This window comes from Chromobacterium aquaticum (assembly GCF_021129195.1).
GTDB lineage: Bacteria > Pseudomonadota > Gammaproteobacteria > Burkholderiales > Chromobacteriaceae > Chromobacterium > Chromobacterium aquaticum.
This window is the reverse complement of sequence record NZ_JAJOHW010000039.1, coordinates 1-26,053: the sequence shown is the minus strand read 5'-3', so window position 1 is coordinate 26,053 and position 26,053 is coordinate 1. Positions and strand designations below refer to the sequence as shown.

At 62.5% G+C, this 26,053-nt stretch carries 27 protein-coding genes; 14 read left to right on the top strand and 13 right to left on the bottom strand.

All coding sequences use genetic code 11. The features are described 5' to 3' along the window. The 4 genes from LQT98_RS07105 to LQT98_RS07090 form a co-directional block, all read left to right on the top strand. Nucleotides 1-622: SPOR domain-containing protein (locus LQT98_RS07105; protein ID WP_231461663.1), on the top strand; the 622-nt coding region annotated here is incomplete at its 5' end. Nucleotides 623-627: 5 nt separating this feature from the next. Continuing rightward, nucleotides 628-1,122 (top strand): CvpA family protein, encoded by a 495-nt coding sequence (locus LQT98_RS07100; protein ID WP_048411589.1) that lies wholly within the window; start codon nt 628-630, stop codon nt 1,120-1,122. Between the two features lie 106 nt (nt 1,123-1,228). Then, a complete protein-coding gene (purF, locus tag LQT98_RS07095) occupies nt 1,229-2,764 on the top strand; it encodes an amidophosphoribosyltransferase (RefSeq protein ID WP_048411590.1) in 1,536 nt (511 codons plus the stop codon). Nucleotides 2,765-3,032: 268 nt separating this feature from the next. After that, entirely contained in the window at nt 3,033-3,431 is a 399-nt protein-coding gene (locus tag LQT98_RS07090; RefSeq protein WP_048411591.1) for a hypothetical protein, read from the top strand. 7 nt (nt 3,432-3,438) lie between these two features. Here LQT98_RS07090 and LQT98_RS07085 read toward each other — a convergent pair whose 3' ends face one another. Continuing rightward, the gene (locus tag LQT98_RS07085) at nt 3,439-3,828 is read right to left on the bottom strand and encodes a hypothetical protein (RefSeq protein WP_231461662.1); all 390 of its coding nucleotides are present in this window, start codon (nt 3,826-3,828) and stop codon (nt 3,439-3,441) included. Between the two features lie 382 nt (nt 3,829-4,210). Between LQT98_RS07085 and LQT98_RS07080 the strand changes: the two genes are divergently transcribed. Further along, nucleotides 4,211-4,975 (top strand): MCP four helix bundle domain-containing protein, encoded by a 765-nt coding sequence (locus LQT98_RS07080; protein ID WP_231461661.1) that lies wholly within the window; start codon nt 4,211-4,213, stop codon nt 4,973-4,975. A 63-nt stretch (nt 4,976-5,038) separates the two neighbouring features. On the opposite strand, the gene antC is transcribed toward LQT98_RS07080, so the two are convergent. The 6 genes from antC to LQT98_RS07050 form a co-directional block, all read right to left on the bottom strand. After that, nucleotides 5,039-6,061 carry an anthranilate 1,2-dioxygenase electron transfer component AntC gene (gene antC, locus LQT98_RS07075; protein ID WP_231461660.1) on the bottom strand — a complete coding sequence of 341 codons (1,023 nt, stop codon included), beginning with the start codon at nt 6,059-6,061 and terminating at the stop codon, nt 5,039-5,041. 16 nt (nt 6,062-6,077) lie between these two features. After that, nucleotides 6,078-6,569 carry an anthranilate 1,2-dioxygenase small subunit gene (gene antB, locus LQT98_RS07070; RefSeq protein WP_231461659.1) on the bottom strand — a complete coding sequence of 164 codons (492 nt, stop codon included), beginning with the start codon at nt 6,567-6,569 and terminating at the stop codon, nt 6,078-6,080. Next, nucleotides 6,566-7,960 (bottom strand): anthranilate 1,2-dioxygenase large subunit, encoded by a 1,395-nt coding sequence (gene antA, locus LQT98_RS07065; RefSeq protein WP_231461658.1) that lies wholly within the window; start codon nt 7,958-7,960, stop codon nt 6,566-6,568. Before antA ends, antB begins: the two co-directional genes overlap by 4 nt. Nucleotides 7,961-8,051: 91 nt before the next feature. After that, complete coding sequence (gene catA, locus LQT98_RS07060; RefSeq protein ID WP_231461657.1) at nt 8,052-8,963, bottom strand: catechol 1,2-dioxygenase; 912 nt, start codon at nt 8,961-8,963, stop codon at nt 8,052-8,054. Between the two features lie 64 nt (nt 8,964-9,027). Next, the gene (gene catC / locus LQT98_RS07055; RefSeq protein ID WP_048411609.1) at nt 9,028-9,318 is read right to left on the bottom strand and encodes a muconolactone Delta-isomerase; all 291 of its coding nucleotides are present in this window, start codon (nt 9,316-9,318) and stop codon (nt 9,028-9,030) included. A 16-nt stretch (nt 9,319-9,334) separates the two neighbouring features. Continuing rightward, the gene (locus LQT98_RS07050; RefSeq protein WP_269325963.1) at nt 9,335-10,486 is read right to left on the bottom strand and encodes a muconate/chloromuconate family cycloisomerase; all 1,152 of its coding nucleotides are present in this window, start codon (nt 10,484-10,486) and stop codon (nt 9,335-9,337) included. Between the two features lie 95 nt (nt 10,487-10,581). Here LQT98_RS07050 and LQT98_RS07045 point away from each other — a divergent pair, with 95 nt between their 5' ends. After that, nucleotides 10,582-11,484 (top strand): LysR family transcriptional regulator, encoded by a 903-nt coding sequence (locus LQT98_RS07045; RefSeq protein ID WP_231461656.1) that lies wholly within the window; start codon nt 10,582-10,584, stop codon nt 11,482-11,484. Continuing rightward, complete coding sequence (locus LQT98_RS07040; RefSeq protein WP_231461655.1) at nt 11,478-11,627, top strand: hypothetical protein; 150 nt, start codon at nt 11,478-11,480, stop codon at nt 11,625-11,627. The genes LQT98_RS07045 and LQT98_RS07040 overlap by 7 nt, the downstream gene beginning before the upstream one ends. Nucleotides 11,628-11,656: 29 nt before the next feature. Here the strand turns inward: LQT98_RS07040 and LQT98_RS07035 are convergent, their stop codons facing one another. Further along, nucleotides 11,657-12,853 (bottom strand): MFS transporter, encoded by a 1,197-nt coding sequence (locus LQT98_RS07035; protein ID WP_231461654.1) that lies wholly within the window; start codon nt 12,851-12,853, stop codon nt 11,657-11,659. Between the two features lie 135 nt (nt 12,854-12,988). On the opposite strand from LQT98_RS07035, the gene LQT98_RS07030 reads away from it, so the two are divergent. Beyond that, complete coding sequence (locus tag LQT98_RS07030; RefSeq protein WP_231461653.1) at nt 12,989-13,594, top strand: TetR/AcrR family transcriptional regulator; 606 nt, start codon at nt 12,989-12,991, stop codon at nt 13,592-13,594. A 21-nt stretch (nt 13,595-13,615) separates the two neighbouring features. On the opposite strand, the gene pcaD is transcribed toward LQT98_RS07030, so the two are convergent. From pcaD to LQT98_RS07010, 4 genes are all read right to left on the bottom strand, one after another. Continuing rightward, the gene (gene pcaD, locus LQT98_RS07025; protein ID WP_231461652.1) at nt 13,616-14,395 is read right to left on the bottom strand and encodes a 3-oxoadipate enol-lactonase; all 780 of its coding nucleotides are present in this window, start codon (nt 14,393-14,395) and stop codon (nt 13,616-13,618) included. 244 nt (nt 14,396-14,639) lie between these two features. Further along, nucleotides 14,640-15,842: a 3-oxoadipyl-CoA thiolase gene (pcaF, locus tag LQT98_RS07020; RefSeq protein WP_231461651.1), complete on the bottom strand. Its 1,203-nt coding sequence runs from the start codon at nt 15,840-15,842 to the stop codon at nt 14,640-14,642. Continuing rightward, nucleotides 15,839-16,507, bottom strand: a complete 669-nt coding sequence (locus LQT98_RS07015; protein ID WP_231461650.1) for a 3-oxoacid CoA-transferase subunit B — start codon at nt 16,505-16,507, stop codon at nt 15,839-15,841. Before LQT98_RS07015 ends, pcaF begins: the two co-directional genes overlap by 4 nt. Next, entirely contained in the window at nt 16,500-17,189 is a 690-nt protein-coding gene (locus LQT98_RS07010; protein WP_231461649.1) for a 3-oxoacid CoA-transferase subunit A, read from the bottom strand. Before LQT98_RS07010 ends, LQT98_RS07015 begins: the two co-directional genes overlap by 8 nt. Nucleotides 17,190-17,359: 170 nt before the next feature. Here LQT98_RS07010 and LQT98_RS07005 point away from each other — a divergent pair, with 170 nt between their 5' ends. Continuing rightward, complete coding sequence (locus LQT98_RS07005) at nt 17,360-18,169, top strand: IclR family transcriptional regulator domain-containing protein (RefSeq protein WP_231461648.1); 810 nt, start codon at nt 17,360-17,362, stop codon at nt 18,167-18,169. Between the two features lie 93 nt (nt 18,170-18,262). Here LQT98_RS07005 and LQT98_RS07000 read toward each other — a convergent pair whose 3' ends face one another. After that, nucleotides 18,263-20,686: a trypsin-like serine peptidase gene (locus LQT98_RS07000; RefSeq protein WP_231461647.1), complete on the bottom strand. Its 2,424-nt coding sequence runs from the start codon at nt 20,684-20,686 to the stop codon at nt 18,263-18,265. 371 nt (nt 20,687-21,057) lie between these two features. Between LQT98_RS07000 and LQT98_RS06995 the strand changes: the two genes are divergently transcribed. The 5 genes from LQT98_RS06995 (at nt 21,058) to LQT98_RS06975 (ending at nt 26,046) form a co-directional block, all read left to right on the top strand. After that, nucleotides 21,058-22,536 (top strand): sensor histidine kinase, encoded by a 1,479-nt coding sequence (locus LQT98_RS06995; protein WP_231461646.1) that lies wholly within the window; start codon nt 21,058-21,060, stop codon nt 22,534-22,536. Next, nucleotides 22,533-22,976: a response regulator gene (locus LQT98_RS06990; protein ID WP_231461645.1), complete on the top strand. Its 444-nt coding sequence runs from the start codon at nt 22,533-22,535 to the stop codon at nt 22,974-22,976. The genes LQT98_RS06995 and LQT98_RS06990 overlap by 4 nt, the downstream gene beginning before the upstream one ends. Before the next feature lie 5 nt (nt 22,977-22,981). Beyond that, a complete protein-coding gene (locus tag LQT98_RS06985; RefSeq protein WP_231461644.1) occupies nt 22,982-24,748 on the top strand; it encodes a putative bifunctional diguanylate cyclase/phosphodiesterase in 1,767 nt (588 codons plus the stop codon). Nucleotides 24,749-24,935: 187 nt separating this feature from the next. Then, complete coding sequence (locus LQT98_RS06980; RefSeq protein ID WP_231461643.1) at nt 24,936-25,568, top strand: DUF2239 family protein; 633 nt, start codon at nt 24,936-24,938, stop codon at nt 25,566-25,568. Between the two features lie 154 nt (nt 25,569-25,722). Next, on the top strand, nt 25,723-26,046 hold the full coding sequence (locus tag LQT98_RS06975) for an alpha/beta fold hydrolase (protein ID WP_231461642.1): 324 nt from the start codon (nt 25,723-25,725) through the stop codon (nt 26,044-26,046). Nucleotides 26,047-26,053: the final 7 nt, after the last annotated feature.

Sequence of the window (26,053 nt, the reverse complement as noted above, 5' to 3'; positions counted from 1 at the left end):
GCCGCCTATGGCCCAGGCCGCTTCCGCGCCGCAGGCCGCGTCCGCCGGATTGGCCGAGGCCCGGCCCAGCGCCAAGCCGGGCGCCACCGAACTGGCCGCCAATCTGTCCACGATGACGCCGGCCGCGCCCGCGGTCCAGCCGGCGCCCGCCGTCAAGGCGGAAGCCAAGCCGGAAGTCAAGCCCGAGCCCAAGCCGGAAGCCAAAACGGAAACCAAGCCCAAGGCCGAGCACAAGCCTGAGCCGAAACCGGCCAAGCCGGAGCACAAAAAGCCCGACATCAAGCTGGAAGAGAAACCGGCGCGCAAGCCGGATCCGGCGGCTATTCTGGAAGGGCGCTTCGATTCGCTGGACAAGCCGGCGGCCAAGAAAGAAGAGCCGGCGGCCAAGGCCGAAGGCAAGTCGGTGATCCAGCTGGCGGCGCTGTCGGACCCGGACAAGGCCGACGCCTTGAAGTCCAAGCTGTCGTCGATAGGCGTCACCGCCCACTTCAGCAAGGTGCAGACCAGCAAGGGCGAGGTCACCCGGGTGCGGGTGGGGCCGTTCAACAGCCGCGCCGAGGCGCAGGCCACTTTGCAGAAGCTGGCCAAGGCCGGCGTTAACGGCATCATAGTGACCAAGTAGCCGTCATGACCCTCTTCGACTATATTGCCATCGCCATCATCGCCGGCTCCATCCTGGTGGCGATGATGCGCGGCCTGGTGGCCGAAGTGCTGTCGCTGGGCTCCTGGCTGATCGCCTTCTGGTGCGCCAAGCAGTTTTCGCCGGTGGTGTCGGCTTTCCTGCCCGGCGAATTGAGTTCGGAAGGCCTGAGGCTGGTGGCCGGCTTCGTGGCGGTGTTTTTCCTGGCCTGGCTCGCCACCGCCTTGCTGCGGGTCACGCTGACCGGCATGCTGGACAGCGTGGGCCTGGGCGGGGTCAATCGATTGTTTGGGGCTGTTTTCGGCCTGGCCCGCGGGCTGGTGCTGGTGACGGCCTTGGTTTTGGTAGGCGGCTTGAGCGATCTGCCGCGACAACCCATGTGGAGGAATGCCGTGCTCTCGGCGCCATTCGAATCAGTGGCCTTATCATTAAGGCCCTGGTTACCGGCGATGCTGGCCGATAACCTCCACTACACCGGGTAGCTGGTGAACAAGGCGGAATATCTTGATATCTTCACTTCAAGATTCCGCCTTTTTCTTTGTCTTGTTTTTTTGTCCGTTTCTTTAGTTGTAGGGAAGAGAGCAAAAGATGTGTGGAATTCTAGGCGTGGTCGGTCAGGCTCCGGTCAACCAGTTGCTGTATGACGGTTTGCAGGTGCTGCAGCATCGAGGTCAGGACGCCGCCGGCATCGTGACCGCCAATGGCAAGACCTTTCACATGCACAAGGGCAGCGGCATGGTGCGCGATGTGTTCCGCACCCGCAATATGCGTTCGCTGCTGGGCAGCGCCGGCATCGCCCACGTGCGCTATCCCACCGCCGGCTCCGCCGCCTGCCTGGCCGAGGCGCAGCCCTTCTACGTCAATTCGCCGTTCGGCATCGTGCTGGCGCACAACGGCAACCTGACCAATACCGAAGAACTCAAGGCCGACATGTTCCGCCATGATCTTCGCCACATCAACACCAACTCCGACTCCGAGGTGTTGTTGAACGTGTTCGCCCACGAACTGACCCAGCGCCTCAGCGGCAATGAGTTGAGCGTGGACGCGGTGTTCGGCGCCATCGAGGCGGTGCATCGCCGCGTGCGCGGCGCTTACGCGGTGGTGGCGATGATAGCCGGCTACGGCCTGGTGGCCTTCCGCGACCCCAACGGCATCCGCCCGCTGGTGATCGGCACTTGCGTCAACAACGGCAAGACTGAATACATGTTCGCGTCGGAATCCGTGGCGTTGGACTGTTCCGGTTTCAGCCTGCTGCGCGATGTGCAGCCGGGCGAGGGCGTGTTCGTCAGCTTCGACGGCGAATTCCACGCCCGCAGCTGCGCCAGCGACACCCGTCACGCGCCTTGCTTGTTCGAGTATGTGTATTTCGCGCGCCCGGATTCGGTGATAGACGGCGCCTCGGTCTACCAGGCGCGCATCGTGATGGGCGAGAAGCTGGCGGAGAAAATCCGCCATGCCTTGCCGGAGCTGGACATCGACGTGGTGATGCCGATTCCGGACACCAGTCGTCCCAGCGCGCTGCAACTGGCGAACCACCTGGGCCTGCCGTACCGCGAGGGCTTCATCAAGAACCGCTATATCGGCCGCACCTTCATCATGCCGGGCCAGGCGGTGCGCAAGAAGTCGGTGCGCCAGAAGCTGAACCCGGTGGCCTGCGAATTCAAGGGCCGCAATGTGTTGCTGGTGGACGATTCCATCGTGCGCGGCACCACGTCCAAGGAAATCGTGCAGATGGCGCGCGACGCCGGCGCCAAGAAGGTGTATTTCGCCTCGGCCGCTCCGGCGGTGCGTTTCCCCAATGTGTACGGCATCGACATGCCGACGCGGGCGGAACTGTTGGCCACCGGTCGCGACGAGGCGGCGATCGCGCGCGAGATCGGCGCCGACGCGGTGATCTACCAAGACCTGTCCGCGCTGGAAGAGGCGGTCAGCAGCGTCAATCCCAAGCTGAGCAGCTACGAAACTTCCTGCTTCAACGGCGAGTACATCACCGGCGACATCACGCCGGCCTATCTGGACGCGATCGAGGCCGAGCGGCTGGACGGCAAGGCCGGGGCCGAGCAGGGCGGCAGCGAGCAGATGATAGACCTGAACCTGAACGTGGCCGAGCAAAACCTGATGTAAGCCGCGGCGCGGCAGCGCGCGGAGGGGATAACGGCGGGCTCTGGCCCGCCGTTTTTTGTTTCAGCGGCGCGTCAATTTGGCGACAGCCGCGGCACGCTAGCGGCTTTTTGCTTGCCAAACCCATTTATCATAATGAATATTTAATGCCATAAGCCGATAAAAACCCGGCGCGATAAGGCAGGCAAGTAAACTGGTATAAATCAATATGTATTTGAAAGTGTTTACTAGTTAATCTGTGCCGCATGCGCCTGATAGTCAAGGAGTGGAGATGGAGGACATTCTGGAAATGCTGGCAGCGCGGCAAGCCGCGCTGGAAAGAATCATAGAAGGGTTGGTGCTGACCATGAATCAGCATGGCGCGATCAAGCTGCAGGATTATCTGCAGATCGCGCAGCTGATGCGGCTGAACAGCGCGGTGACGGATTCCATCGATGTGTCAGACAGCCTGCGCCGCATCAACGCCCGCTTGCAGACGCACGCCCAGGGCGGGCTGGATTCGATCAATGCGCTGCTGAAGGAAACCATGTTGTTCGCCCAGGCCGCGCCGCCGCAACGCGACGCGCTGCAACAGGGCTTGGGCATGCGCGCATCGCTGGAGATTTGCGCGCAACTGGAGGAATTGCTGCAACGCCGGGCGCGGCGTCCGCGCAAACCCACCCGGGCCTGAGCCGCCGTCAGGGCTGCCGCACCGCCGACGCCGGCCGCAGATAGCTGGCGCGGGCGGGGTTTTGACGGTCCACCATGATTTCCACGCGCTCGCCGGCGCGCGGCATATTGCCCAAGTCTATCAATTGTTCAATCGTCAGCTCCCGGCTGAAACCGTCCTGCGACACTTTCAATTCCAGCCGCATCATCGGCTTCTGATTCACCAGCAATCCGGTTTGCCGGATAGACAACAGCTCCGCATCCAGCCTGACGCCATCCTGAATCTGTTGGCCGGACAATTTGCGTAGCGATGAATCCTGGTCAAACGCGCGCAGCAGCAGGAAAGCGGTGAGGGCCAGCGTCAACACGGCCACGCCTATCGACAAGAGCACGGAAAATCGGACCCAGGATTCAAGCATGTGGCTCTCCTTCCATTTTGACTAAGAACCTGTTCAAAGTCTGCTGCGCTTCGGCGATACGGTGTTGAAACCAAGCTCAAAATGCTCATGTACCACCTGTACATTCCGCTTTTTCGCTCGGTTTCGCCTTGTCTCGCCCTTGCTCGCGAGACTTTGAACAGGCTCTAAGCGCCGCGGCCATTGCGCAAAGGCAGGCTCCACCAAAGAAAGTGAAAACATTAAGAAATTGCGGCAAAGTGAGAGGCCTTGGCCCGCGCTGAAATTCCATCCCGCACGGTGGACATGCATGGGCACGGAGTGAGTGGACCGCGCCATCGCCTATAGTGAGCGCATGACGGCGGGCCATCCAGTTATGCGCAATGAAAGACAGAGGAGAGCGTAGATGACGATCGTGCAAAGAATCGCGATGTTGCTATTGACCAGCCTGCTGGCCGTGCTGGCGGTTGGAGGCTATGGCCTATGGGAGCAGCAGCGGGCCAAGCAGCGCTTCGACGATGCGCTGGGCAATCTGATTCCCAGCGTGCGGGATCTGAACAAGGCGACCAGTGCCTTCATCGACATGCGCAGCGGCATCATCCGCCATGTGCTGGCCAGCCGGCCGGAAGACAAGCGCGCGGCGGAGGAACTGGCCAAGCAGGCGGACCAAGTACTGGACAGCGCTTTTGACACTTATGGCAAGAGCGATGTCTACGATGAGCGCGACCGCAAGCTGCTGGACGAAGACCTGCGCGCCTTGGCGCGGATGCGCGAAGCCAGGCAGAAGCTGTTCGCCATTTCCAATGGCAATGATATCGCCGCCACCAACAAGGAGTTCGTCAGCGGGGCGATGGGTGCGGCCACCAGTGACTTTCGCAAAGCGATAGGCGCGCATGTCGACTTCAATATGCAAGTGGCTTTCGAGATCCAGAAAAGGAACGAAGAGGCGTTTCAGCGCACGATCTGGCTGATGGCGGGCTTCATCCTGCTGGTGCTGCTGCTGGTGGCGCTGCTGGGCGGCCAGGTCTTCGCCGTGATCCGTCGCGGTCTGGCGCAAATCCAGCAAACAATTCAGCAAGTCAGCGAGCAACTGGACTTCTCCCGCCGCGCCCCAGCGACGCCAAGGGTTTTCCCACCGAAATGCCCGAGGCCTTCTTCGCGCCGTTCATGAAGAAATAAGCGCGGCGGGCGGGCAAGGCCTGGGCGCATGCACGGTCCAGGCCTTGGCGGCCCTTCAGCCACCGCTGTCGGCGAACTTCTCCAGGTAGAGTGTGAGATGTTCGCAGCCGTGCTGGCGCAGCCAGTCACGCATCGCGTCCACCATCGGCGGCGGGCCGCATAGATAAATATCGGCGGCCTGGGCGCGCAGCGCGTCCGCGTCCAGCTGCTCGGGGATCAGCCCGCGCTTGCCGCTCCAGTGTTCTCCCGGCTTCATCACCACCGGATGCCAGACAAAGCCGGGCAGCCGTTCTGCCAGGCCGCGCAAGCGCGGCAGTTCGCACAGATCGCCTTCGCGGTTGACACCGTAGAACAAAGTCACCGGCTGGCCGCAACCGCCTTGTTCGGCCAACTGATCCAGCATGCCCAGAAAGGCGGACAAGCCGGTGCCTCCGGCCAGCATCAGCACCGGCTTGTCGATGTGGCGCAGATAGAAGCTGCCCAGCGGCGCCTCCAGCTCGATGCGGTCGCCGGTCCGCCAGCCGTCGCGCAGATAATTGCTCATCGCGCCATTGGGCAGCAGCCGCACCAGAAAGCGCAGCTGCTTGTCCGCGCCGGGCGCGTGGGCGAAGGAGTAGGCGCGCCATTGCTCGCCGCCTGGCACGCGCAGCCGCGCGTACTGGCCGGGCAGGAAGGAGAGCGCGCCCTCGGCGGCGGACGCGTCCAGGCACAGGATGGCGCTGCTGTCCGACACCGGCTCCACCCGGCTGACCACGGCGCTGAGACGGGCGGCCGGCGCGCCGCGGCACAGGCTGGAGTCGAAGTCGAAGGAAAAGGCCGCGTCCGACAGCACCCGGGTCTGGCAGGACAGCACGCTGCGTTCCGCCAATTCCTCCGCGGACAGCGCCTCGGGGTCGACATAGTCCTGGCTGTAATCGCCGCGGTCGCAGCGGCCGCGGCAGGTGGCGCATACGCCCTCGCGGCAGTCCATCGGGATCTTGATGCCCTGGCGCAGCGCGGCGTCCAGCAGCAATTCCCCCGGCCGCGCTTCCAGAAATAGCGTTCTGCCATCGAGAAAATTCAAAGCCACTTGATGCATATCGGCGCTTTCCGATTCAAAGATGGTAGAAGTCCAACACCGCGTTGACGGTATCGTTCAGCAAGAGCACATGCTGACGCCGGATCAGCCAGCCGTCGCCGTTTCGCGCCAGCGTGTACGCGGCGCGGCCGTAAAAATAGCGGGTCTCGCCAAAGCGGGTGTAGAAGGTGGCCCAGTTGACGCGCGCCTCCACCAGCCCGTCCGCGCCGCGTTCCACGCGGAGATTGGCCAACTGGTGCAAGGTGCGCGGCATCGGGTTGCAGGCGGCGGATTTGCCGGTGCGGATGCGGAATACCCGGTCTTTCAGGCCGGCGCGGCTGGCGTAGTAGATCAGCGACATCTCGCGCTTGGGGTCGGTGGTGTACACATGCTCGGCGTCCCATTGCGGCACGTGGTATTCGCAGTCCGGCGCGTAATCGGCCAGGTAGGCGTCCCAGTCCTGGCTGTCGCAGCGCTCGGCGTGGCGGTAGAGAAACTGCTCCACCTGATAATGCAGTTCGATATTCATTGCTCGGCCTCCTCGGCGGCGGCGCGCCGCTCCAGCCCTTGCAGCAGGCATTGCCGCCAGGCGCTGTGCTGGTTGACGTACAGGCCCTCATGGGTGATTTCGGTTCCGGTCAGGCAGGGGCGGATGCCCAGGGTCAGGCTATTGGGCGTCGCGCCGGTCTGCCAGCGCGGGTGGCCGCGCGAGATGTCGCTCCAGCGCTCCAGCCGCCCCTGGAAGCCGCGCTGGGCCTCGCGGAACTCGGTCAGATCGTCCGGCGTGCCCATGCCGGACACATTGAAGAAGTCTTCGAACTGACGGATGCGGTTTTCGCGGTCGGCGGCGGATTCGCCCTTGACGCCCAGGCATTGGCTTTGCACCAGGGTCTTGTTCCAGGCCAGCGGGCGGATGATGCGCAGCTGGGAGCTGATCTGGTCCATGAAGAACAGGCTGGGATAGATGTTGAGATTGCGCAGCCGGTGCATCATCCATTCCGCCTTGGCCTGGCCGTGTTCGGCCACCAGCCGCGGCATGATGCCGGCGTAGCCGGGCCGCACCGCGGGGTTGGGCATGTCGCTGAACAGCAGACTGTGACCGTTGGGGAAGGAGAACCAGCCGTCGTCGGTGGCGGCGTCGCCGGCGCCCAGCTTGCTGTAGTCCAGCGTGGCGGCCTGCGCCTCGCCTTGCTGGCGGCTGACTTCCTGGCGGTGCTGCACTGTGGCCACGTAGTTGTAATGCACGGTGCTGACGTGGTAGCCGTCCAGGCCGTTTTCGTTTTGCAGCTTCCAGTTGCCGTCGTAGGTGTAGCTGGATTTGCCGGGCAGCACTTCCAGCTCGCCGCTGGGGGATTGCGCCACCATCATGTCGAAAAAGACCTTGGCGTCGCCCAGATAGTCTTCCAGCGCGTCCGCGCCGTCCGCGTCCAGGCTGACGAAGACGAAGCCCTTGTAGCTGGCGACGCGCGCCTGTTTCAGCGATCGGCCGGCCTTGTCGAAGTCAGCCGGGTATTCGCCCGGGGCCTTGACCTTGAGCAGGCGGCCGTCGTTCTTGTAGCACCAGGCATGGAAGGGGCAGGTGAAGGTGGATTGATTGCCCTTGCACTGGCGCACCAGGGTGGCGCCGCGGTGCTGGCAGGCGTTGACCAGCGCGTGCAGGCCGCCGTTGGCGTCGCGGCTGACGATCAGCGGCTGGCGGCCGGCCTGCAGGGTGATGAAGTCGTTGGGCTCGGCGATTTCGCTTTCGTGACAGGCGTAGATCCAGACTTTCTCGAAGATCAGCTCCATCTCCAGCTCGAACAGCTGAGCGTCGGTGAACATGTCGCGGGCGATGCGGTAGACGCCGTCGTCCGGGCGGAAGTCCAGGCAGCCGCCGACGAAGCTGCGCCATTGCGCCGTGGTGCGGAAGGTTGTGCTCATCGTAATGTCCTTGAACAGGTTCTGCGTTCCGGCGGGCCCGCCGCGCCGGGCGGCGGGCCGCGGTTTCAATCAGTCCATCAGCTTTGGTCCATCAGGCCTGGGCGCGGGCGCGGCTGACCTCGGTGGAGGGGGCCGGAGCCGCTTCGCGGTGCAGGGTGAAGTTGAACTCGATGCGGGCGAAAGGCTTGCCCACGCCGCTCTGGCGCAGTTCCTCCGGCGCGCTGACGCGCTGGACGTCCGGCACCAGCCCGTCGCGGGTGCCGAAGGCGAAGTCGTCCCACAGATGCGGATCGTCCTGGATGTTGATCTGGGTGGTCAGCTTGCGGAAGCCCGGCGCGGACACGAAGAAATGCACGTGGGCCGGACGGTGGCCGTGACGGCCCAGCTGCAGCAGCAGACGGTCGGTGGCGCCGCCCGGCGGCACGCTGTAGCCACAGGGCATGATGCTGCGGAAGCGGTAGCGGCCTTGCTCGTCGGCGCGGATGCCGCGGCGCAGATTGAAATCGCTCTGGGTTTTGTCGAAGTAGGAGTAATTGCCCAGGCTGTTGGCGTGCCATACCTCCACCAGCGCGTGCGGCACCGGCCGGCCGGCGTCGTCCCGCACCTGGCCGCGCATGAACAAGGGCTCGCCGTCGTCCTTGCCGTCGTCCAGCCGCGCCTCGCATTCGCACAGCGGCGCGCCGGCCACGTAGAGCGGCCCTTCTATGGTGCGCGGCGTGCCGCCGAGCAGGCCGGCCTTGCGTTCGGCCTCGTCGGCGCGCAGGTCCAGGAAGTGTTCCAGCCCGAGACCGGGCACGATCAGGCCCAGCTCGCCGCTGCGGCCGGCGTCGGCCAACAGCTCCACCGCGCTCCAGAACTCCGACGGCTGGATGTCGAAGTCCTCGATCGCGTAGCACAGCTCGCGCATCAAGCGGTTGACGATGGCGCGGGTGCGCGGATTGGCCTGCTCGCTGGCGGTTTGGTCGAAGCGTTGCAGCAGGGCGTCGATTTCGGCGCGTTCCATGGTGTTTCTCCTTTGGTGGTGGGGCTGGGGCGGGATGTTATGGTTGTGGGCCGCCGCCAGCGGTTCAGCGATCGTCCGCGTGGATGCTGGACGGATGCCGGTTCAGCGGACGGACCGCGATGCGCATGAAGGGAAAGAGCGGCAGGCTGGACAGCAGTTGGTGCAGTTCTTCGGCGTCGGCTACATCGAACACGCTGATGTTGGCGTACTGACCGCTGAGCCGCCACAGATGCCGCCACTGGCCGCTGCGCTGCAGCGCCTGCGCGCGTTCGCGCTCGTCCAGTTTCAAGGCCGCCGCCCGTTCCGGGTCCAGGTCGTGCGGCAGGTTTACTTGCATTTCCACATGAAACAGCATGGTTTTCTCCTTGGGTTCAGACCGCGTGCAGCCGCGGCGCGCTGCGGTCGCGGCGCAAGGCGGCCAGCTTGTCCGGGTCCGGCCGCACGCCCAGGCCGGGGCCGGAGGGTAGCTGCAGTTCGAAATCGCGGTAGCGCAGCGGCTCGGTCAGCAATTCCTCGGTCAGCAGCAGCGGGCCGAACAGCTCGCAGCCCCAGTCCAGCCGGTCGAAGGTGGAGAACAACTGGGCCGAGGCCATGGTGCCGACGCCGCCTTCCAGCATGGTGCCGCCGTACAGGCCCAGACCGTTGACCGCGGCGATGTCCGCCACCTGGCGCGCGGCGAACAGGCCGCCGGATTGGGCGATCTTGACGGCGAACACATCGGCGGCGTCCAGGCGCGCCAATAGGTTGGCGTCCACCGGGCCGTGCAGGGCTTCGTCCGCCATGATGGGAACGACGAAACGCCGCGCCAGCCGCGCCAGCGCGGCCGGGTGCTCGCGCGGCACCGGTTGTTCGATCAACTCCACGCCGCCATCCTGCAATTGGGCGATGGCGCGTTCCGCCTGCATCTCGCTCCAGGCCTGGTTGACGTCGACGCGCACGCCGGCGCGGCCGTCCAGCGCGCGGCGGATCGCCAGCACGTGGGCGACGTCGTCCTCCGGCGCGCGCAGCCCTATCTTCAGCTTGAACGCGCGGTGGCGTCGCAGCTCCAGCATGGCCTCGGCCTCGGCGATATCGCGGCCGGTGTCGCCGCTGGCCAGGGTCCAGGCCACCGGCAGGCTGTCGCGCACGCGGCCGCCCAGCAGTTCGCTCAAGGGCACGCCCAATCGCCGCGCGCGCAGGTCCAGCAGGGCGGTTTCCAGCGCGCACTTGGCGAAGCGGTTGCCGCGGGCGCTGCGGCGCAGCGTGCGCAACAGCCGGGCGAAGGCATCGGCGTTCTCGCCGCGCAGCAGCGGGGCGAGGTGGTGATCGATATTGGTCTTGACGCTTTCCGGGCTTTCCTCGCCGTATTGCAGCCCGCCTATGGTGGTGGCCTCGCCCCAGCCCTCTTGCCCGTCGCGGCAACGAATGCGCACCAGGGCCAGCGTCTGGCTGCGCATGGTGGCCACCGACAGCTGGTGCGGGCGGATGGTGGGCAGGTCGACCAGGATGGTCTCCACCGTTTCTATCGTGGTTTCAGGTATCAAAGCTGCGCTCCCGTGGTTTCGGATATCATGCAAGCCTGTACTCGCGACGGTCCAACACCGTTTTTGTCTGTTTTCATACCTGTGAGGTATCAAGGATGGAACTGCGCCACCTGCGCTATTTCGTTGCCGTCGCCGAGGAGCGCAACTTCACCCGCGCGGCGGAACGGCTGCATATCGCGCAGCCGCCATTGAGCCGGCAGATTCAGCAATTGGAGGAGGAATTGGGGCTGCGGCTGCTGGACCGCGGCGAGCGGCCGCTGCAACTGACCGAGGCCGGCCGGTTTTTCTACGACCAGGCGCGCAATCTGCTGACCCAGGCCCAGGGCATACGCGCGATGACGCGCCGGATCGCGCTGGCGCGCCGCCAACTGGTGATCGGCTATGTCGGCTCCACGCTGTACCGGCCGCTGCCGGAGGTGATACGCCGTTTTCGCGCCATTCACGCCGACACCCAGCTGTCCCTGCTGGAAATGACGTCTTTGGAGCAGGTGGAGGCCTTGAAGGCCGGCCGCATCGACGTCGGCTTCGGCCGCTTGTTGTTCGACGACCCCAATGTCGAGCGCGAAATCCTGGCCGAGGAGGCGATGTGGCTGGCGCTGCCCTTGGAACACCCGCTGGCGCAGCGCGCCGAGCCGCTGCTATTGCGCGACGCGGCCGAAGAAACCGTGCTGATCTACCCGCGCCAGCCGCGGCCCAGCTACGCAGACCAAGTGCTGGCCGCCTTCCGCCAGCGCGCGCTGGAGCCGGCCTATTTGCTGGAGGTGCGCGAATTGCAGGCGGCGCTGGGCCTAGTGGCCGCCGGCATGGGCGTGTGCGTGGTGCCGGCCAGCGTGCTGCGGCTGCGTCGCGACGATGTGGTGTACCGGCCGCTGGCGGATGAAGGGCTGGTCTCGCCGCTGATCATGAGCGTGCGGCGCGAGGACTGCTCCGAGGAGCTGGCCCTGATCCGGCGCTTATTGCGCGAGCTGCTGCCGCGCGAGGAGGCGATGGCGTGTTGAAAAGCAATCTCACCCGCCGCACAGACTTCGCCCTTTTCATGGTGGCCGCGCTGGAAGATGAGACCCTGCTTCGCCTGGCGCCGGCCATCGTCGGCCGCCAAACGCCGTCGGCGCAGGCCGCCATCGCCGCAAGAGCGGGTTGAGGCGGCCGTTGCCGTTCAATGCCGGCGGCCTAGGCCGTTTTCTGTTGCAAAGAGCGGGCTATCCGGCGCCGCCCGGCCAGCGCTATCACGGCCATCAACGCGCCGGCGGCCAGGGCCACGCCGAAACCGGCGCGCACGCCAACATGGTCCACCACCCATCCCGTCGCCGCCGCGCCCAGCGCCACGCCGCTGGCGAGGCCGGTGATCAGCCAGGTCAGGCCCTCGGTCAGTTGCGCCGGCGGCGCCATCTCCTCCACCAAGCCCATGGCCACGATCATGGTGGGCGCGAAGAACACGCCGGCCAGCAAGACGCCGACGCTCAACATCCATAGATTGGAGACCAGCAGCAAGGGCAGGGTGGCCAGCGCCGTGGCGGCGGCCGCCCAGACAAAGAGCCGCGCCAGCGGCATGCTGGCCTTGCGCGCGCCGAACAGCAAGCCGGCCAGGCAAGAGCCTATCGCGTACACCGACAACACAATGCTGGCCGCCGCCGGCTGTCCCTGCTGCTGGGCGAAGGCAACACTGATCACATCCACGGCGCCGGCGATGGCGCCCAGCGCCACCAGCGCCAGGATCAGCACCCGCATGCCGGCCAGGGCGGCGACGGAGCCTCGCCGTTCTTGGGTTCCGGGGTGCACCGGCGGTTCGGTGCCGGTTTGCGCGCAGAAGGCGGCGACGCCGACTGCCAGCAAGACGGCGGCCAGCAGGGGGCCGGCCTGCGGAAACGCCGCCACGCTCAGGCCCACGGCGATGGGCGGGCCGACGATGAAGCAGACTTCATCCAATACCGACTCCAGTGAAAACGCGGTGTGCAATTGCGGCGTGCCGCGATAAATCTCGGTCCAGCGCGCGCGGGACATCGCCGACATGCTGGGCATGCAGCCTGCCAGAGCGGCGCTGACGAACAAGGTCCAGACCGGCCATTGCGCCCAGCTGCAGAACAACAGCGCCAGCATCGCCGTCACGCTGAGCGCGGTGGCCGCCGGCAATACCCGGCGCTGGCCGTAGCGGTCCACCGCCCGCGATACCTGCGGCGCCAGCAGCGCCATCGAGAAGGTGAAAGTGGCGGCGACGGCGCCGGCCAACCAGTAGGAGCCGGAGGTTTGCGACAACATGGTGATGATGCCGATGCCGGTCATGGAGATCGGCATCCGCGCCACCCAGGCGGCGGCGGAGAAGGCCAGGCTGCCGGGGTGGGAGAATAGCTTTAGATAAGGGTTGGCCATCGGGTTTCCTTGTGGCGGGCAGCGCGAGTCCCGCCTGGTCCGCTATTTTAATATACGCGACGTATGTTAAACTAATTGACATACGCCACGTATGTCAACTGTGGCGCTACGGCAGGGCGAAAACAGGGGAGCGAAATGAAAAGCAAGACACGCAGCGAAACCATGGAGGAAACGCGGTGCCGGCTGCTGCTGTCAGCGCGGCGCAGCTTCGGCGCCGACGGCTATGCGGCGACGGTGATGGACGAGCTGACCGCCGCGGCCGGTGTGACGCGCGGCGCGCTCTACCATCACTTCGGCGACAAGAAGGGGTTGCTGTTGGCGGTGGCGCGGCAACTGGACGCCGAGATCGAGGCCGGTCTCGCGGCGGCGGAGAGCGCGGCGCCGGATCCATGGCAGGGCTTCAAGCGCCGCTGCCGCGCCTATCTGCAAGCGGTCACCGAACCCGAGGCGCAGCGAATCCTGCTGCGCGATGCGCCGGCGGTATTGGGCGTCGACTTTGTGCAGGCTGGTCAGCGCCAATGCGTGACCGCCATCGCCGAGCGACTGCGCGGCTTGATGACGACGGGGGAAATCAGGACGGCGGAACCGCAGGCGCTGGCGCGTTTGCTCAATGGCGCACTGGTGGAGGCCGCGGCCTGGGCCGCCAGCGCCGAGCGGCCGGAGCAGGCCTTGGCTCAAGCGCTGGATGCGCTGGAGCCGCTACTGGAAGGCTTGAGACAGAAGGGCGCCTCGCCGAAGTGAATGCGACGTCGGCGTCCGTTGTCAGTCCGCGTCCAGAAACGCCAGCAAGCTTTGTTCGAAAGCGCGCGGCGCTTCCAGATTGGACAGATGGGACGCCGGCAGCGCAAGCCATTGGGCATTCGGCATCGCCGCGGCCATGGTTTGCGCTTCCGCCACGGTGGTGACCGGATCGTACTCGCCGGCGATCAGCAGCGTGGGTGTGGCGATGCGCGGCAAGTCCGCGCGCAGATCGGCCTCGGCCAGCGCCTCGCAGCAAGCGGCGTAGCCGTCTGGCGGGGTGTGCGCCAGCCAGGCTCGCGCTTGCGCCACGGTATCCGGCGCCTGGGCGCAAAAATCGGCGCTGAACCAGCGCTGGTGCGCGCTGGCCGCCAACGCGGCCATGCCTTCGCTGCGCACTTGCGCGGCGCGCTGCCGCCAGGCCTCGCTGTCGCCTATCTTGGCGGCGCTATTGCAGACTGCCAGTCGTAGCAAGCGTTCCGGCGCATGAGCGCCCAGCCACAGCCCGGTGAGGCCGCCCATGGAGAGGCCGCAAAAGTGGGCGCGCTCACTATCCAGCGCATCCAGCAGCGTCAGCACATCGCCGCCCAGGTCCGCCAGCCGGCAACGAGCAGTGGCCGTGCTGGCGCCATGGCCGCGGCTATCGTAACGCACCACGCGGTAACGCTGGCTTAGCGCCGCCATCTGTGGCTGCCACATCTGCAGCGTGGTGCCCAGCGAGTTGGAAAGCACCAGCACCGGAGCGGACGAAGGGCCGTCCACTTGATAATGCAGCTGATGTTTGGCCAGTTTCAACAACGGCATGCTTCCTCCTTTGGCGCGCTGGACTGAATGTCCGCTATCGCGCGGTTTTTAAGAATCGCTGAGTGCTTGATTGTCGAGACTTTACACGGACAAATCGGTTGCCAGGCTCAAAGGCCGGCAACGGCAGGCCGAGGCGCCGGCCGCCTCATCGCAAACAAGGCCACGGCGCCGATCAGCACCGGCATCGCCAGCCAGACGAAAAAGGTTTGCACCGATTCGGCAACTTCGGCTCGTAAACAGGTTCTCAGACGCGCTCCATGATCAGCGCGATGCCTTGGCCGACGCCTATGCACATGCTGCATAGCGCGTAGCGGCCGCCGCTACGTTGCAACTGGTAGAGCGCGGTGGCCACCAGCCGCGCGCCGCTGGCGCCGAGCGGATGGCCAAGGGCGATGGCGCCGCCGTTGGGGTTGACGTGTTCGACATCATCCGGCAAGCCCAGCTCGCGCAGCACCGCCAGCGCCTGGGCGGCGAAGGCCTCGTTCAGCTCGATCACGTCCATCTGTTCCAGGCGCAGCCCGGCCAGCGCCAAGACCTTGCGTATCGCAGGCGCCGGACCGATGCCCATGATGCGCGGCTCCACGCCGGCGCAAGCCATCGCCAGCACCCGCGCGTGCGGTGTCAGTCCATGGCGTTTCAGCGCCGTCTCGCCGGCCAGCAGCAGTGCGGCTGCGCCGTCGTTGATGCCGGAGGCGTTGCCGGCGGTGACGCTGCCGTCCGACCGCACCACGCCCTTGAGCCGGGCCAAGGCCTCCAGCGAGGTGGCACGTGGGTGCTCGTCGCGGGCAAAGCGCAGCGGCTCGCCCTTGGGTTGTGGAAGCGTCACTTCCATCAACTCATTGTCCAGCCGGCCGGCTTCCTGCGCGGCGGCGGCGCGCAGCTGGCTGCGCAGCGCGAAGGCGTCCTGGTCGGCTCGCGAGATGCGGAATTGCTCGGCCACGTTTTCCGCGGTTTCCGGCATCGAGTCCACGCCGTAACGCTCGCGCAGCAGCGGGTTGACGAAGCGCCAGCCCATGGTGCTGTCTTCCATGCGCAGATCGCGGGCGAAGGCGCTGCCGGCCTTGCCCATCACATAAGGCGCGCGGCTCATGCTTTCCACGCCGCCGGCGATCAAGAGCTCGGCCTCGCCGCTCTTGATCGCGCGCGCGGCCAGGCCGATGGCGTCCAGGCTGGAGCCGCACAGGCGGTTGATGGTGCTGGCCGGCGTGGACGGCGGCAGGCCGGCCAGCAGCGCGGCCATGCGCGCGACGTTGCGGTTGTCCTCCCCGGCCTGGTTGGCGCAGCCGTAGAGCACATCGTCCAGCTGCGTCCAATCCACGCCTGGATTGCGCCGCTGCAGCGCGGCCAGCGGCAGGGCGGCCAGGTCGTCGGCGCGCAGCGTGGACAGACCGCCGCCGTAGCGGCCGAAGGGGGTGCGGATCGCATCGCAGATATAAGCGGAGTTCATCGCGTCTCTCCCTGATGTTGATCACGGGCATCCCGTAGCGGCACCGGCGTCAGCCGCTGTAGTTCGTCGAAGCTGAGGCCGGCGACGCATTCGCGCACCAGCAGTTCGCCGTCGCTGAGGTCTATCACCGCCAGATCGGTGTACACCCGGTTCACGCAGGCCATGCCAGTCAGCGGATAGCTGCAGCTTTCCACCAACTTGCACAGGCCTTGCTTGTTCAGGTGCTCCATCATCACGAATACCTGCTTGGCGCCTATGGCCAGGTCCATCGCGCCGCCCACCGCCGGGATGGCGTCGGGCGCGCCGGTGTGCCAATTGGCCAGATCGCCATGCCGCGACACCTGGAAGGCGCCAAGCACGCAAATGTCCAGGTGGCCTCCGCGCATCATCGCGAAGGAATCGCCGTGGTGGAAGAAACAGCCGCCGGGCAGAAGCGTGACCGGCTCCTTGCCGGCATTGATCAGGTCGGGATCGGCCTGGCCGGGCGCGGGAGCCGGCCCCATGCCCAATAGACCGTTTTCGCTGTGCAGAAAGATATCCAGTTCCGCCGGCAGGTAGTCGGCTACCCGGGTGGGCAGCCCTATGCCCAGATTGACGTAAGCGCCTTCCGGGATGTCGCGCGCCACCCGCGCCGCCATCTGTTCGCGATTCAAACGATTATTCATGGCGGCCTCCCGCGCTCGAACCGGCTAGGCAGACCAGTTTGTGGACGAAGATGCCCGGCGTCACCACGCTTTCCGGATCCATTTCCCCAAGGGGCAGCAGCTGGCCGATCTGGGCTATGGTCTGGCGCGCGGCGGTGGCCATGATGGGACCGAAGTTGCGCGCGGTCTTGCGGTATTGCAGATTGCCCCAGCGATCACCTCGCCAGGCCTTGATCAGCGCGAAATCCGCGTGGATGGGGTATTCCAGTACATAGTCGCGGCCGTCGATGCGGCGGGTTTCCTTGCCCGCGGCCAGCTGTGTGCCGTAGCCGGTGGGAGTGAAGATGGCGCCCAAGCCGGCGCCTGCGGCCTGGATGCGCGCGGCCAGATTCCCCTGCGGCACCAGTTCCAACTCAATGTCGCCAGCGTGATAGAGCGCGTCGAAAACCTGGGAATCAGCCTGCCGCGGAAACGAGCAGATGATCTTGCGCACCCGTCGCGCGCGCAGCAAGGCGGCCAGGCCGGTTTCGCCGTTCCCGGCGTTGTTGTTGACGATGGTGAGGTTGCGCGCGCCGTGATCTATCAGCGCGTCTATCAGTTCCGCCGGCTGCCCGGCGACACCGAAACCGCCGATCATCACCGTGGCATCGTCGTGGATGTCGGCAATGGCGGCACTGCTTGTGCTTACCGTTTTATCTATCATCGACTGTCCTTTGCCGGCAGAACCTAGCCGGAGCATGGATTAGATTGTGCGATTATCGAACCATAATTCTTTAATCGCGCACCTGAGCATGCTTGCCATGGCCAGCGGGGGTCAATACGATGATCGCAATAGTGTGCGGTAGTCGCTCAAAATGGATGGCGGGAGGAGATATGCAACAACTGCGGGATGGCGAGACAGAGCAAGACGTCGAGGACAGCTTCAGCGGCGACCCCAACTATATGGCCTCGCTGGCGCGTGGGCTGGCGGTGATTCAGGCGTTTTCTGCACAGCGGCGCTTATTGTCCACTTCCCAGATCAGCCAGCGCACCGGCATTCCGCGCGCGGCGGTGCGGCGCTGCCTTTACACATTGAACAAGCTGGGCTTTGTCGATAGCGAGGATGGCCGCAATTTCGCCTTGCGCCCGCGCATCCTGGCATTGGGGCACGCGTATCTGGGTTCCACGCCGCTGGCGCGCGCCGGACAGCCGGTGCTGCGCCACGTCAGCAGCAGCGTCAATGAATCCAGCTCCATCGCCATCCTGGACGGGGACGAGATTCTCTATATCGCGCGGGCCTTCACCTCGCGCATCATGACGGTGGATCTGGACATCGGCAGCCGCTTGCCCGCGGTATGCACCTCGATGGGACGGGCGATGCTAAGCCGGTTGCCGGCGGCGGAACAGAGCCAGTTGCTGGATCGGGCGCGGCTGGTCCAGCATACGCCGCACACCATTGCCGAGCGGACCGCATTGGAAGCGGAATTGGCGCGGGTGGCGGAGCAGGGCTATGCCATCATCGATCAGGAACTGGAAATCGGCCTGCGCTCCATTGCCGTGCCCATCATCGCCGCCGATGGCCGTGCCGCGGCCGCGATCAATGTCGGCGTACAGGCCGCGCGCGTCAGCCGCGAGGACCTGCTGCTGCGCGTGCTGCCGGTGTTGCGCGAAGCTGCGGAGGAACTGGCCTTGCTGGCGGGGTGAAGGGTGCGCGCGATCACCTCTATGGTGATCGCTTATCTAACCATTCGACGGCGCAGGGGAATATCGCCGTCGAATGGATGACGCGGCTCGTTTTTACTTCACCTTAATCCAAGCTTGCGACCAGTTGATGCCTTTGCCGGGTTCATAATGTCGCATCTGGATATCCGTTCTCACCGTGCACCAACCAGCATACGGGGCAGGTTTGCATTCAAATACTCCTCCAGCATGACTGACGCGATCTTTCGCCTTGTATGCAACATCACGCTGAAAAGCTGACGCGGTGCTGCTTCCATCGCTTTCTTTGGGCTTCACCATCAGTGTGTGGCTGGTACGATGGTCTTTGCCGTTTGCCGGATCTTTTACCGTTAATGTCACCTGATAGCGTGTATCTTTTTGCACAGATGGTGCGGTAAAACTGATGATGCTGGAGTTGGTTTGCCCCATATTCAGCGCTGGAGATGCTGCCCACTGATAATTCAGTGAACCATTGTATTGACTTGATCCACTGCCGTCCAAACGAATCGTTTGCCCATCGACATAGCTGGCTTGACCACCGCTAATTCGGGCAACCGGCGCGGTGGGATTGGTAGTGGAGGGAGGCGCTTTAATCTGTAGCGTATGGCTAGCCGTTGCGGAACGCCCCTGGCTATCGGTAACTGTGAGATCGACCTGGTGAGCACCTAACGGAACCTCCATGCCGGCAGTAACAATCACTTTGTCTCCCCTTGGTTTGAGCATTAACTTGCTGTTGCTCTGCCAAGAATAAGCCAGTTTATCACCGGTAGACTTTTCCGCGCTTAATAGTCCGCCTTGTGGGCCTCGCTCAACTTCCGCCGGGCCGGATATGCTGGCTTTGGGTGAGGTCAAGGACTCGCTGCCGCCATTGCTGTCACCCGGAATGGTATTGTTGATTTTAATCAGGTAGTTGTTCGCCAGTTGACCATCAGCTGTATTGGCCGTTAGACCGATCCAGGACTTATGTGGTCCTTTGGAGGATAAATTGGGATTATCACTGGCAACATACTCCACGTTCAGCGTTTTGCTGCCGGCTACCGCCTGCTGCAGATTATAAGGCTGACCATTAATATTTTGGCTGACGCGGTAAACAATTTCATAGGTTTTTCCTGTCTGGATGTCTTGTGATGCGGCGGCTATGGTTGAATAGGTTTTTTCATGCGCCAACCAGCGGCCTGACAGGGCAGTAAAAGACAGAGTGTCAGAGAAACGCTGACCCGTTGCGAACGCCTGCTGCTGACTAATATTAAGCTGTGCCAGTTCCAGTTGTCCCTGACCGACAACGGCCTGGTTTTGCTGCGCGCTGACCTGGCCATTCAGAGCTTTCCACAAATTCTCCGAAGTCATGCCGGTATTCACACTTGAATCACCGCCATAGTGCATGCCAAAAACTTGACTGCCATCTTGTGACAAAATCGGCGCACCGATCGATCTAATAGATGTATCGCAGTTATATCTAATGAAACCGTCATTGCGAACGACCTTGCAATTTTCATTTCCCTTGGAGGAGGCAATGGTTTGATAGTAGTGCCGCCGCCCCTCAGAGTCCTCAACTCGACCATGCTGAGGAATGTACAGCGGCGTATCGACAGCCGGTCGATTATTTGCCAGCTCCAGACCTCCAAATAGGTATTTTACCTTGGCATGCTGATAGTCAAAATCATCGAGGGAAAACATACTATACCTATTTACTGTATCCGCCCCTCCAGTTATTAGAAGTTTACTTGGCTTTATTTTAAGCACTTGTTTTGGGGGAACAGCCTGACAGGTGGAAGTAATATAGTTGAAATTAACTTCACCATTGGCCAGACTCTGTTGAGTTTGGCTTTTGCTGAAATTAGTCACGATAAAATTTTCATTACCCAGTGACCAGGCAGTTCCCGCACACCCAGGGGCCGTAAATTGAGCGGAGGCTAAACTTCCATGATGCCAGGCAGGTTTTTTTGCAGTGGCGCAAGCTGAAAGTTCACGGTCGTCCTTGTCTCCAACTAGGGAAAAGGAGGAAAGGCTTTTCTTGGCGGCAACAGGAGGGCTCTCCCAATACTCCAGTACCACGGCATCCTGTTGTCTTAATGCCGTGCCTTCCGGATACACCACACGAATGCGAGCAGAGTCCCCGCTAATGGATAATGGGGCGAATAACTCACCCGCTGCCATATGGCCAAAATCTTTCTGTCCATACAAGTACACCTCTTCTCGTGCAGGATCGGACACCTCGATATAAGCCTGTGGTGGTAGCTTTATGGTGGAAAAGTATGGTGTGAGCGATGTCACCCCCGGGGTGCCTATCGTGGTTTCGGCAGCATAAGGCCCAGACCGGGCACCACGACCAGCTTGCAGCAAGGATTGTCGGGCTCCGTGCTGTACAGCATCGCCTTCCTTCGTTTGCTCAGGGAGGACTGGTCTAGCATTCACCTGGGGCAGTACCGCGGCAGACAGCAGAATGCAGACTAGAAGCTTTAATTTAAATGCGGAACGCGTGATATCGGCGGGATGTCTCATATAGATGGCCAAGAAGGTTGAAAATAATGGCGGAGCAAAGCACGAGGGCACAGCCGGCTTGTGCGAAGCCGACGAGTGTTGTTCGCGATGGCTCGGTGACGATCTTAGGGGGTCTGTGTCGGCTCATCGACAATGCTAAATAGAGTGTCAAAACCTCGTGGATCGAAACGAGTCTCTCATTCACCAAAATCAAGCTATTGCAGCAAGCTATCCCTTCTGGTTTGCAGGCTACAGCACACACTTTCCACGAAGAGGAGGAACTGGCCTTGTTGTCCGGTTAAGGTCAGCTGGACGGGGGGCAGAATTAGCAGCGAGAGGGAAAACCCTATGCTAAACCTAAGCAGCAAGGCATAGGCGAAAGCAGGAGAGTCATGTCATTCAAATTCCCGGAAAGAATGCCGACCGCAGGCGCCTCCGACGACGCTGGCCTGGCCGCCGTGGTCGAGGCCGCCCCGGTGGGGGTGCTGGTGGTGGCGGCCGATGGCCGCATGCTTTATGTCAACAGCGCGCTGGAAAGCATGTTTGGCTACAGCAAGGCCCAACTGCTGGGGCAGAAGGTGGAGATGCTATTGCCGGCGGAGATTCGCGAACGCCATCTCGACTTCCGCCAATTGTTTTTTGCCCAGCCCACGCCAAGAACCATGGGCAGCGGCCGCGAGTTGTTCGCCCAGCATGCGGATGGACGCCAGTTTCCGATTGAGATCGGCCTGGGCTCCATGCCGCACAACAACGAAGTCTGCGCCGTGGCCTTTGTCAGCGATATCACTCAGCGGCGCCGGCTGGAGCATCGTTTCTCCAAGATGGTGTCTTCGTTGCCCATCGGCCTGCTGATGGCGGGAGCGGATGGCAAGATTTCCATGACCAACCCGGCGCTGGACGCGATGTTCGGTTACCCGCAAGGCACGCTGGCCGGGCAAGCGGTGGAGGTTTTGCTGCCGCAGCGCATACGCGAGGGGCATCCGGCGTTGCGGGCCGCCTTCGCCAAGACTCCGGAGGTGAGGGCGATGGGGTCCGGCCGCGATTTGCTGGCTCAGCATAGAGATGGCAGCGAGTTTCCGGTGGAAGTGGGCCTGACCCCGCTGGAAACCGAAGCAGGGCGGCAAGTGCTGGCCGCCATCACCGACATTTCCCAACGCAAGAAATTCGAGGAAACGCTACAGCAGGCCAACGCGCAGCTGGAGGAGTTCACTTATGTGGCCTCGCATGATTTGCGCTCGCCTTTGCGCGGCATTGCCGACTTGATCTCGTGGATACGCGAAGATCTGGATGCGTCCCAGCTTAGTCCCGACATAGAAAGGAACTTTGTCCGCGCCGAGGAACGCATCGCCCGCGCCGAGCGCATGATAGACGACCTATTGGAATACGCGCGGGCAGGGCGCCAGGGTGAACGCGTGGAAGAGGTCGATCCCGAGCAACTGGTGCGCGAGACTCTGGATCTTCTCAATATTCCTGCTCATTTCCGCGTGGAAGTCGAGATCACGGCCCGCCCGTTTCCCGCCACGCGCACGCCATTATCGCTGGCGATCCGCAACCTGCTGTCCAATGCCTGTAAACATCACGGCGGCAGCAAGGGCGTGATCCGCATCTCGGTGGAGGAAGAAGGGCGCTTCAATCTATTCACGGTGGAAGACGACGGCGTTGGCGTGCCACCGGGTTCGGAAGAGCGCATTTTCAAACTGTTCCATCGCGCCAGCAGTCAGGCGGCAGGGCATGGCGTCGGGCTGGCGGTGACCCGGCGCATGGTCAACAGTAACGGCGGCACGGTGGTTCTGGATCGAAACGGCAGCTTGGGCGGTGCCTGTTTCCGTATCCGCTGGCCACGGTTTCCGCTCAAGGAGGTGGAGTCATGACAAATGCGATTTTATCGAGCGATATCACGGTTTTGCTGGTGGATGATGATGATGTGGCCATCGAAGGTGTATTGCGCGGCGTGCGGCGCCAGGGCCTGGAGTGCAAGATGGAAACCGCTTGCGATGGCCTGGAGGCCCTGCAAATCCTGCGCGGCACGCATGAAAGCAAGAGCATTACCAGCCCATTCCTGATCCTGCTGGATCTCAATATGCCGCGCATGGATGGCTTTCAATTCCTCGAAGCCGTCCGCGCCGACAATCAATTGCGCAACTCGGTGATCTTCGTGCTGACCACCTCGGCGCGTGATGCCGACCGCATGCGCGCTTATGAGGAAAATGTGGCTGGCTATATGATGAAATCCGCGGTGGGTCCACAGTTCGTGAAACTGATGGCGTTACTGCATTCCTATGCCCAATCCGTGGTCTTGCCCACCCGGTAAGTGCAATGATCGATGATGTCGAATGCCTGCTGGAAACGCTGCCCCAGGTGAGTGTGCTGGTGGTCGACGACGATGATGTCGATCGCGAGCGCATCATCCGCCTGTTGCATCGCAATGCCCAGTGTTCGCAGATTCTCGAAGCCGACTCCAAGGCCAGCGCGCTGAGGCTGTTGGGGCGGGAATTGTTCGATTTCGTGTTTCTGGACTTCAAACTGGACGACGGTGATGGCCGAGAGCTGGTGCCCTCGATCCAGCAGCGAAATCAGTCCTGTCTGATCGTGGCGGTCACCGGCACCGGCAATGAGCGCATCGCCGCCGAGGCGATCAAACTGGGCGTTTACGAATACCTGCCCAAGTTCGAGCTGACCGAGGACCGCCTGCGTCAAACCATCAGCGATGGGGTCAGGGTGGCAGCGATACAAGCCAAGCTGCGCGAAACCGAACAGTTGTTGCAGCACCGCAGCCTGTACGACTCCCTGACCGACTTGCCCAACCGCAATCTGTTTCTCGATCGCCTGGATCAGCTGTGCGCATTGCATGCTCGCAACCAGCTGCCGTTTGCCGTGTTGATGATAGATCTGGACCGCTTCAAAGAGGTAAACGACAAACTGGGCCACCAGGCCGGCGATCTGGTATTGCGGGAAGTTGGCGTGCGTTTCTCCAGCTTGCTGCGCGGTTCAGATACCATCGCGCGCTTGGGCGGGGATGAATTCGCCGCCTTGCTGCTGGAAGTGGATAGCGCGGAATGCGCGTTGTCGCTGGCGGAGAAGGTGGGCCACACGTTGGACACGCCGATTCTGGTGGGCGAGCACGCCTTGTCGATAGGCGCTTCTTTCGGGGTGGCGATGTGTCCACAACATGGCCGCGACCCGGCCCAGCTATTGTCCTGCGCCGATATCGCGATGTACCAGGCCAAGAGCCGTCTTGGCGCCGTTGCCCTGTACGCGGGAGAGAACGACAAGCCCTGGCCCAAGGCAGGGCAAACCACCCAAGCGCTGATCACTCAGTTGACCCGTGCCATCCAGTACGAGGAGCTGGAGATGCATTATCAGCCCAAGGTCAGGCTGGACAGCAAGGAGGTGCTTGGCTTCGAAGCCTTGGTCAGATGGAACAAGCCGCTGCAAGGGCAGGTGAATCCGGATGAATTCATGCCCACCTTGGAGTCTTGCAATCTGCTGAGCCGCTTCACTTATCTGACCCTGGAACTGGTGCTGTCGCAGCAACAGCGCTGGATAGGCCAGCCGCGAAAACCATTCAAGGTGGCAGTGAACATCTCCGCGCGGATGCTGGAAGACGAGGGGTTTGTCGAACAGGTGGTGGTGAGATTGGCGGACTATCAGGTGCCATCAAGCCTGTTGGTGCTGGAGTTGACGGAAACCGCTCTGGTCATCAACCCGGTCAAAGCCAAGAAGGTGATCGAACAATTGCACGCTCATGGGGTGTCCTTGTCCATCGACGATTTTGGTGCGGGCTTCACATCCTTTACCTACCTGAAAAGCTGTCCAATCACCGAAATCAAGCTGGACAAGGCATTTGCGCAGGAATTGGAGCCCGGTTCCTTCAATGCCGCGTTGATACAATGCATGGCGGTGTTTTGCCAGACCCGCGCCATCGACTTTATCGTGGAAGGCGTTGAGCGCAAAAAGCATTGGCCGCTTTTGATGCAGCTTGGCTGCTATTTGGGCCAGGGCTACAGCATTGCCAAACCGATGCCGGCAACCAAAGTACTGCCTTGGTTGGAGGCATGGGAACCAAACGGGCCGCAGGCCTAAAAGCCCCGCAACCATTACTTCGCAAACTTGACATGAGCGATGCCTCCATTCAATTCTGCCTAACCGTTTGATTCAAAACGAGACCATCACTTTTCTTGGCTAGTCGTGAGCGATATTTACCCGGGTAATATAGACGGAAATTTTACCCGGGTGTAAATTGGCTGCATCTTAACCTGGTGACAGCCACATGGACTCAGCTACCACATTGCCGTCCTATGCCGCGTTTAATGGGCATCGACATATCGCGTCCGGTCCGCTCGCATCAGTCGCACTTGTTGTAAAGCGCGCGATGGAGAATGGCTCTACGGAACCAATTTTGATCTTCGACAACGCGACGGGCCGCACAACCGATGTCGATCTCCGTGGTACAGACGATGAAATTATTTCACGCGTCACACAGACAGCGACAGACTCCAACTGCATTAATGGATCTAGCAGAGAGTCAGAACATGGTGTGCTTCGCAGCAGGGGGCGTCCAAAACTGGGAGTCGTTGCGCGTGAGATCACGCTGTTGCCACGGCATTGGGATTGGCTCTCAGCGCAGCCAGGAGGGGCTTCTGTGGCATTGCGGAAGCTCGTCGAGGACGCCAGACGTGTGAATAAGCAGCAGGACAATCGCCGCGCTGCGCACGAACGAGCGTATCACTTCATATCTGCGATCGCTGGTGATCTCCCTGGGTTTGAAGAATCGGCACGTGCGCTATTTGCCGATGACCACATGCGATTTAACGAAATTACCGCGAATTGGCCTGAAGATGTGCGCGACCACGCAGTAGCACTTGGCTGGCCTAGCACACCATCTATTACCTCGGCGCTTTGAGGGAGGAAGATTGGATTCGTAGTGGCTGGAAGCCTCCCCGGCAACCGAAGCTCCCATTTTTACGGGCCCCTATATTGCAGGCCTCGAACACCTCGCAGAGGCGTTTTCTTCCCTTGAGTTAGCTCCAGCTCCCAACTTGATCTGAATCATGACTATGAAAACCATACAAGCAAACGGCATTAAGCTGGCTTACGAAAGCTTTGGCGACGAAGCCAACCCCACGATCCTGCTGATTGCCGGGTTGGGAACGCAGATGATTCGATGGACGGGCCCATTCTGCGAAGAACTAGCCGGCCGCGGCTACCGCGTGATTCGTTTCGATAACCGCGACACCGGTTGTTCGACCCATTTCAGCCAATATCCTCCACTGGATTTCGGCGTGTTGGCGGCTGTGCTAATGGCAGGACAGCGACCGGACATTCCTTATACTCTCGAGGACATGGCTGCGGATGCAATCAGTCTGCTTGAGGTAGCCTGATTCCAGC

Bases quoted from the DNA above. Each gene is read 5' to 3' on its own strand.
- LQT98_RS07100 (WP_048411589.1), top strand. From the start codon at position 628: ATGACCCTCTTCGACTATATTGCCATCGCCATCATCGCCGGCTCCATC.
- purF (WP_048411590.1), top strand. From the start codon at position 1,229: ATGTGTGGAATTCTAGGCGTGGTCGGTCAGGCTCCGGTCAACCAGTTG.
- LQT98_RS07090 (WP_048411591.1), top strand. From the start codon at position 3,033: ATGGAGGACATTCTGGAAATGCTGGCAGCGCGGCAAGCCGCGCTGGAA.
- LQT98_RS07085 (WP_231461662.1), bottom strand. From the start codon at position 3,828: ATGCTTGAATCCTGGGTCCGATTTTCCGTGCTCTTGTCGATAGGCGTG.
- LQT98_RS07080 (WP_231461661.1), top strand. From the start codon at position 4,211: ATGACGATCGTGCAAAGAATCGCGATGTTGCTATTGACCAGCCTGCTG.
- antC (WP_231461660.1), bottom strand. From the start codon at position 6,061: ATGCATCAAGTGGCTTTGAATTTTCTCGATGGCAGAACGCTATTTCTG.
- antB (WP_231461659.1), bottom strand. From the start codon at position 6,569: ATGAATATCGAACTGCATTATCAGGTGGAGCAGTTTCTCTACCGCCAC.
- antA (WP_231461658.1), bottom strand. From the start codon at position 7,960: ATGAGCACAACCTTCCGCACCACGGCGCAATGGCGCAGCTTCGTCGGC.
- catA (WP_231461657.1), bottom strand. From the start codon at position 8,963: ATGGAACGCGCCGAAATCGACGCCCTGCTGCAACGCTTCGACCAAACC.
- catC (WP_048411609.1), bottom strand. From the start codon at position 9,318: ATGCTGTTTCATGTGGAAATGCAAGTAAACCTGCCGCACGACCTGGAC.
- LQT98_RS07045 (WP_231461656.1), top strand. From the start codon at position 10,582: ATGGAACTGCGCCACCTGCGCTATTTCGTTGCCGTCGCCGAGGAGCGC.
- LQT98_RS07035 (WP_231461654.1), bottom strand. From the start codon at position 12,853: ATGGCCAACCCTTATCTAAAGCTATTCTCCCACCCCGGCAGCCTGGCC.
- LQT98_RS07030 (WP_231461653.1), top strand. From the start codon at position 12,989: ATGAAAAGCAAGACACGCAGCGAAACCATGGAGGAAACGCGGTGCCGG.
- pcaD (WP_231461652.1), bottom strand. From the start codon at position 14,395: ATGCCGTTGTTGAAACTGGCCAAACATCAGCTGCATTATCAAGTGGAC.
- pcaF (WP_231461651.1), bottom strand. From the start codon at position 15,842: ATGAACTCCGCTTATATCTGCGATGCGATCCGCACCCCCTTCGGCCGC.
- LQT98_RS07015 (WP_231461650.1), bottom strand. From the start codon at position 16,507: ATGAATAATCGTTTGAATCGCGAACAGATGGCGGCGCGGGTGGCGCGC.
- LQT98_RS07010 (WP_231461649.1), bottom strand. From the start codon at position 17,189: ATGATAGATAAAACGGTAAGCACAAGCAGTGCCGCCATTGCCGACATC.
- LQT98_RS07005 (WP_231461648.1), top strand. From the start codon at position 17,360: ATGCAACAACTGCGGGATGGCGAGACAGAGCAAGACGTCGAGGACAGC.
- LQT98_RS07000 (WP_231461647.1), bottom strand. From the start codon at position 20,686: ATGAGACATCCCGCCGATATCACGCGTTCCGCATTTAAATTAAAGCTT.
- LQT98_RS06995 (WP_231461646.1), top strand. From the start codon at position 21,058: ATGTCATTCAAATTCCCGGAAAGAATGCCGACCGCAGGCGCCTCCGAC.
- LQT98_RS06990 (WP_231461645.1), top strand. From the start codon at position 22,533: ATGACAAATGCGATTTTATCGAGCGATATCACGGTTTTGCTGGTGGAT.
- LQT98_RS06985 (WP_231461644.1), top strand. From the start codon at position 22,982: ATGATCGATGATGTCGAATGCCTGCTGGAAACGCTGCCCCAGGTGAGT.
- LQT98_RS06980 (WP_231461643.1), top strand. From the start codon at position 24,936: ATGGACTCAGCTACCACATTGCCGTCCTATGCCGCGTTTAATGGGCAT.
- LQT98_RS06975 (WP_231461642.1), top strand. From the start codon at position 25,723: ATGAAAACCATACAAGCAAACGGCATTAAGCTGGCTTACGAAAGCTTT.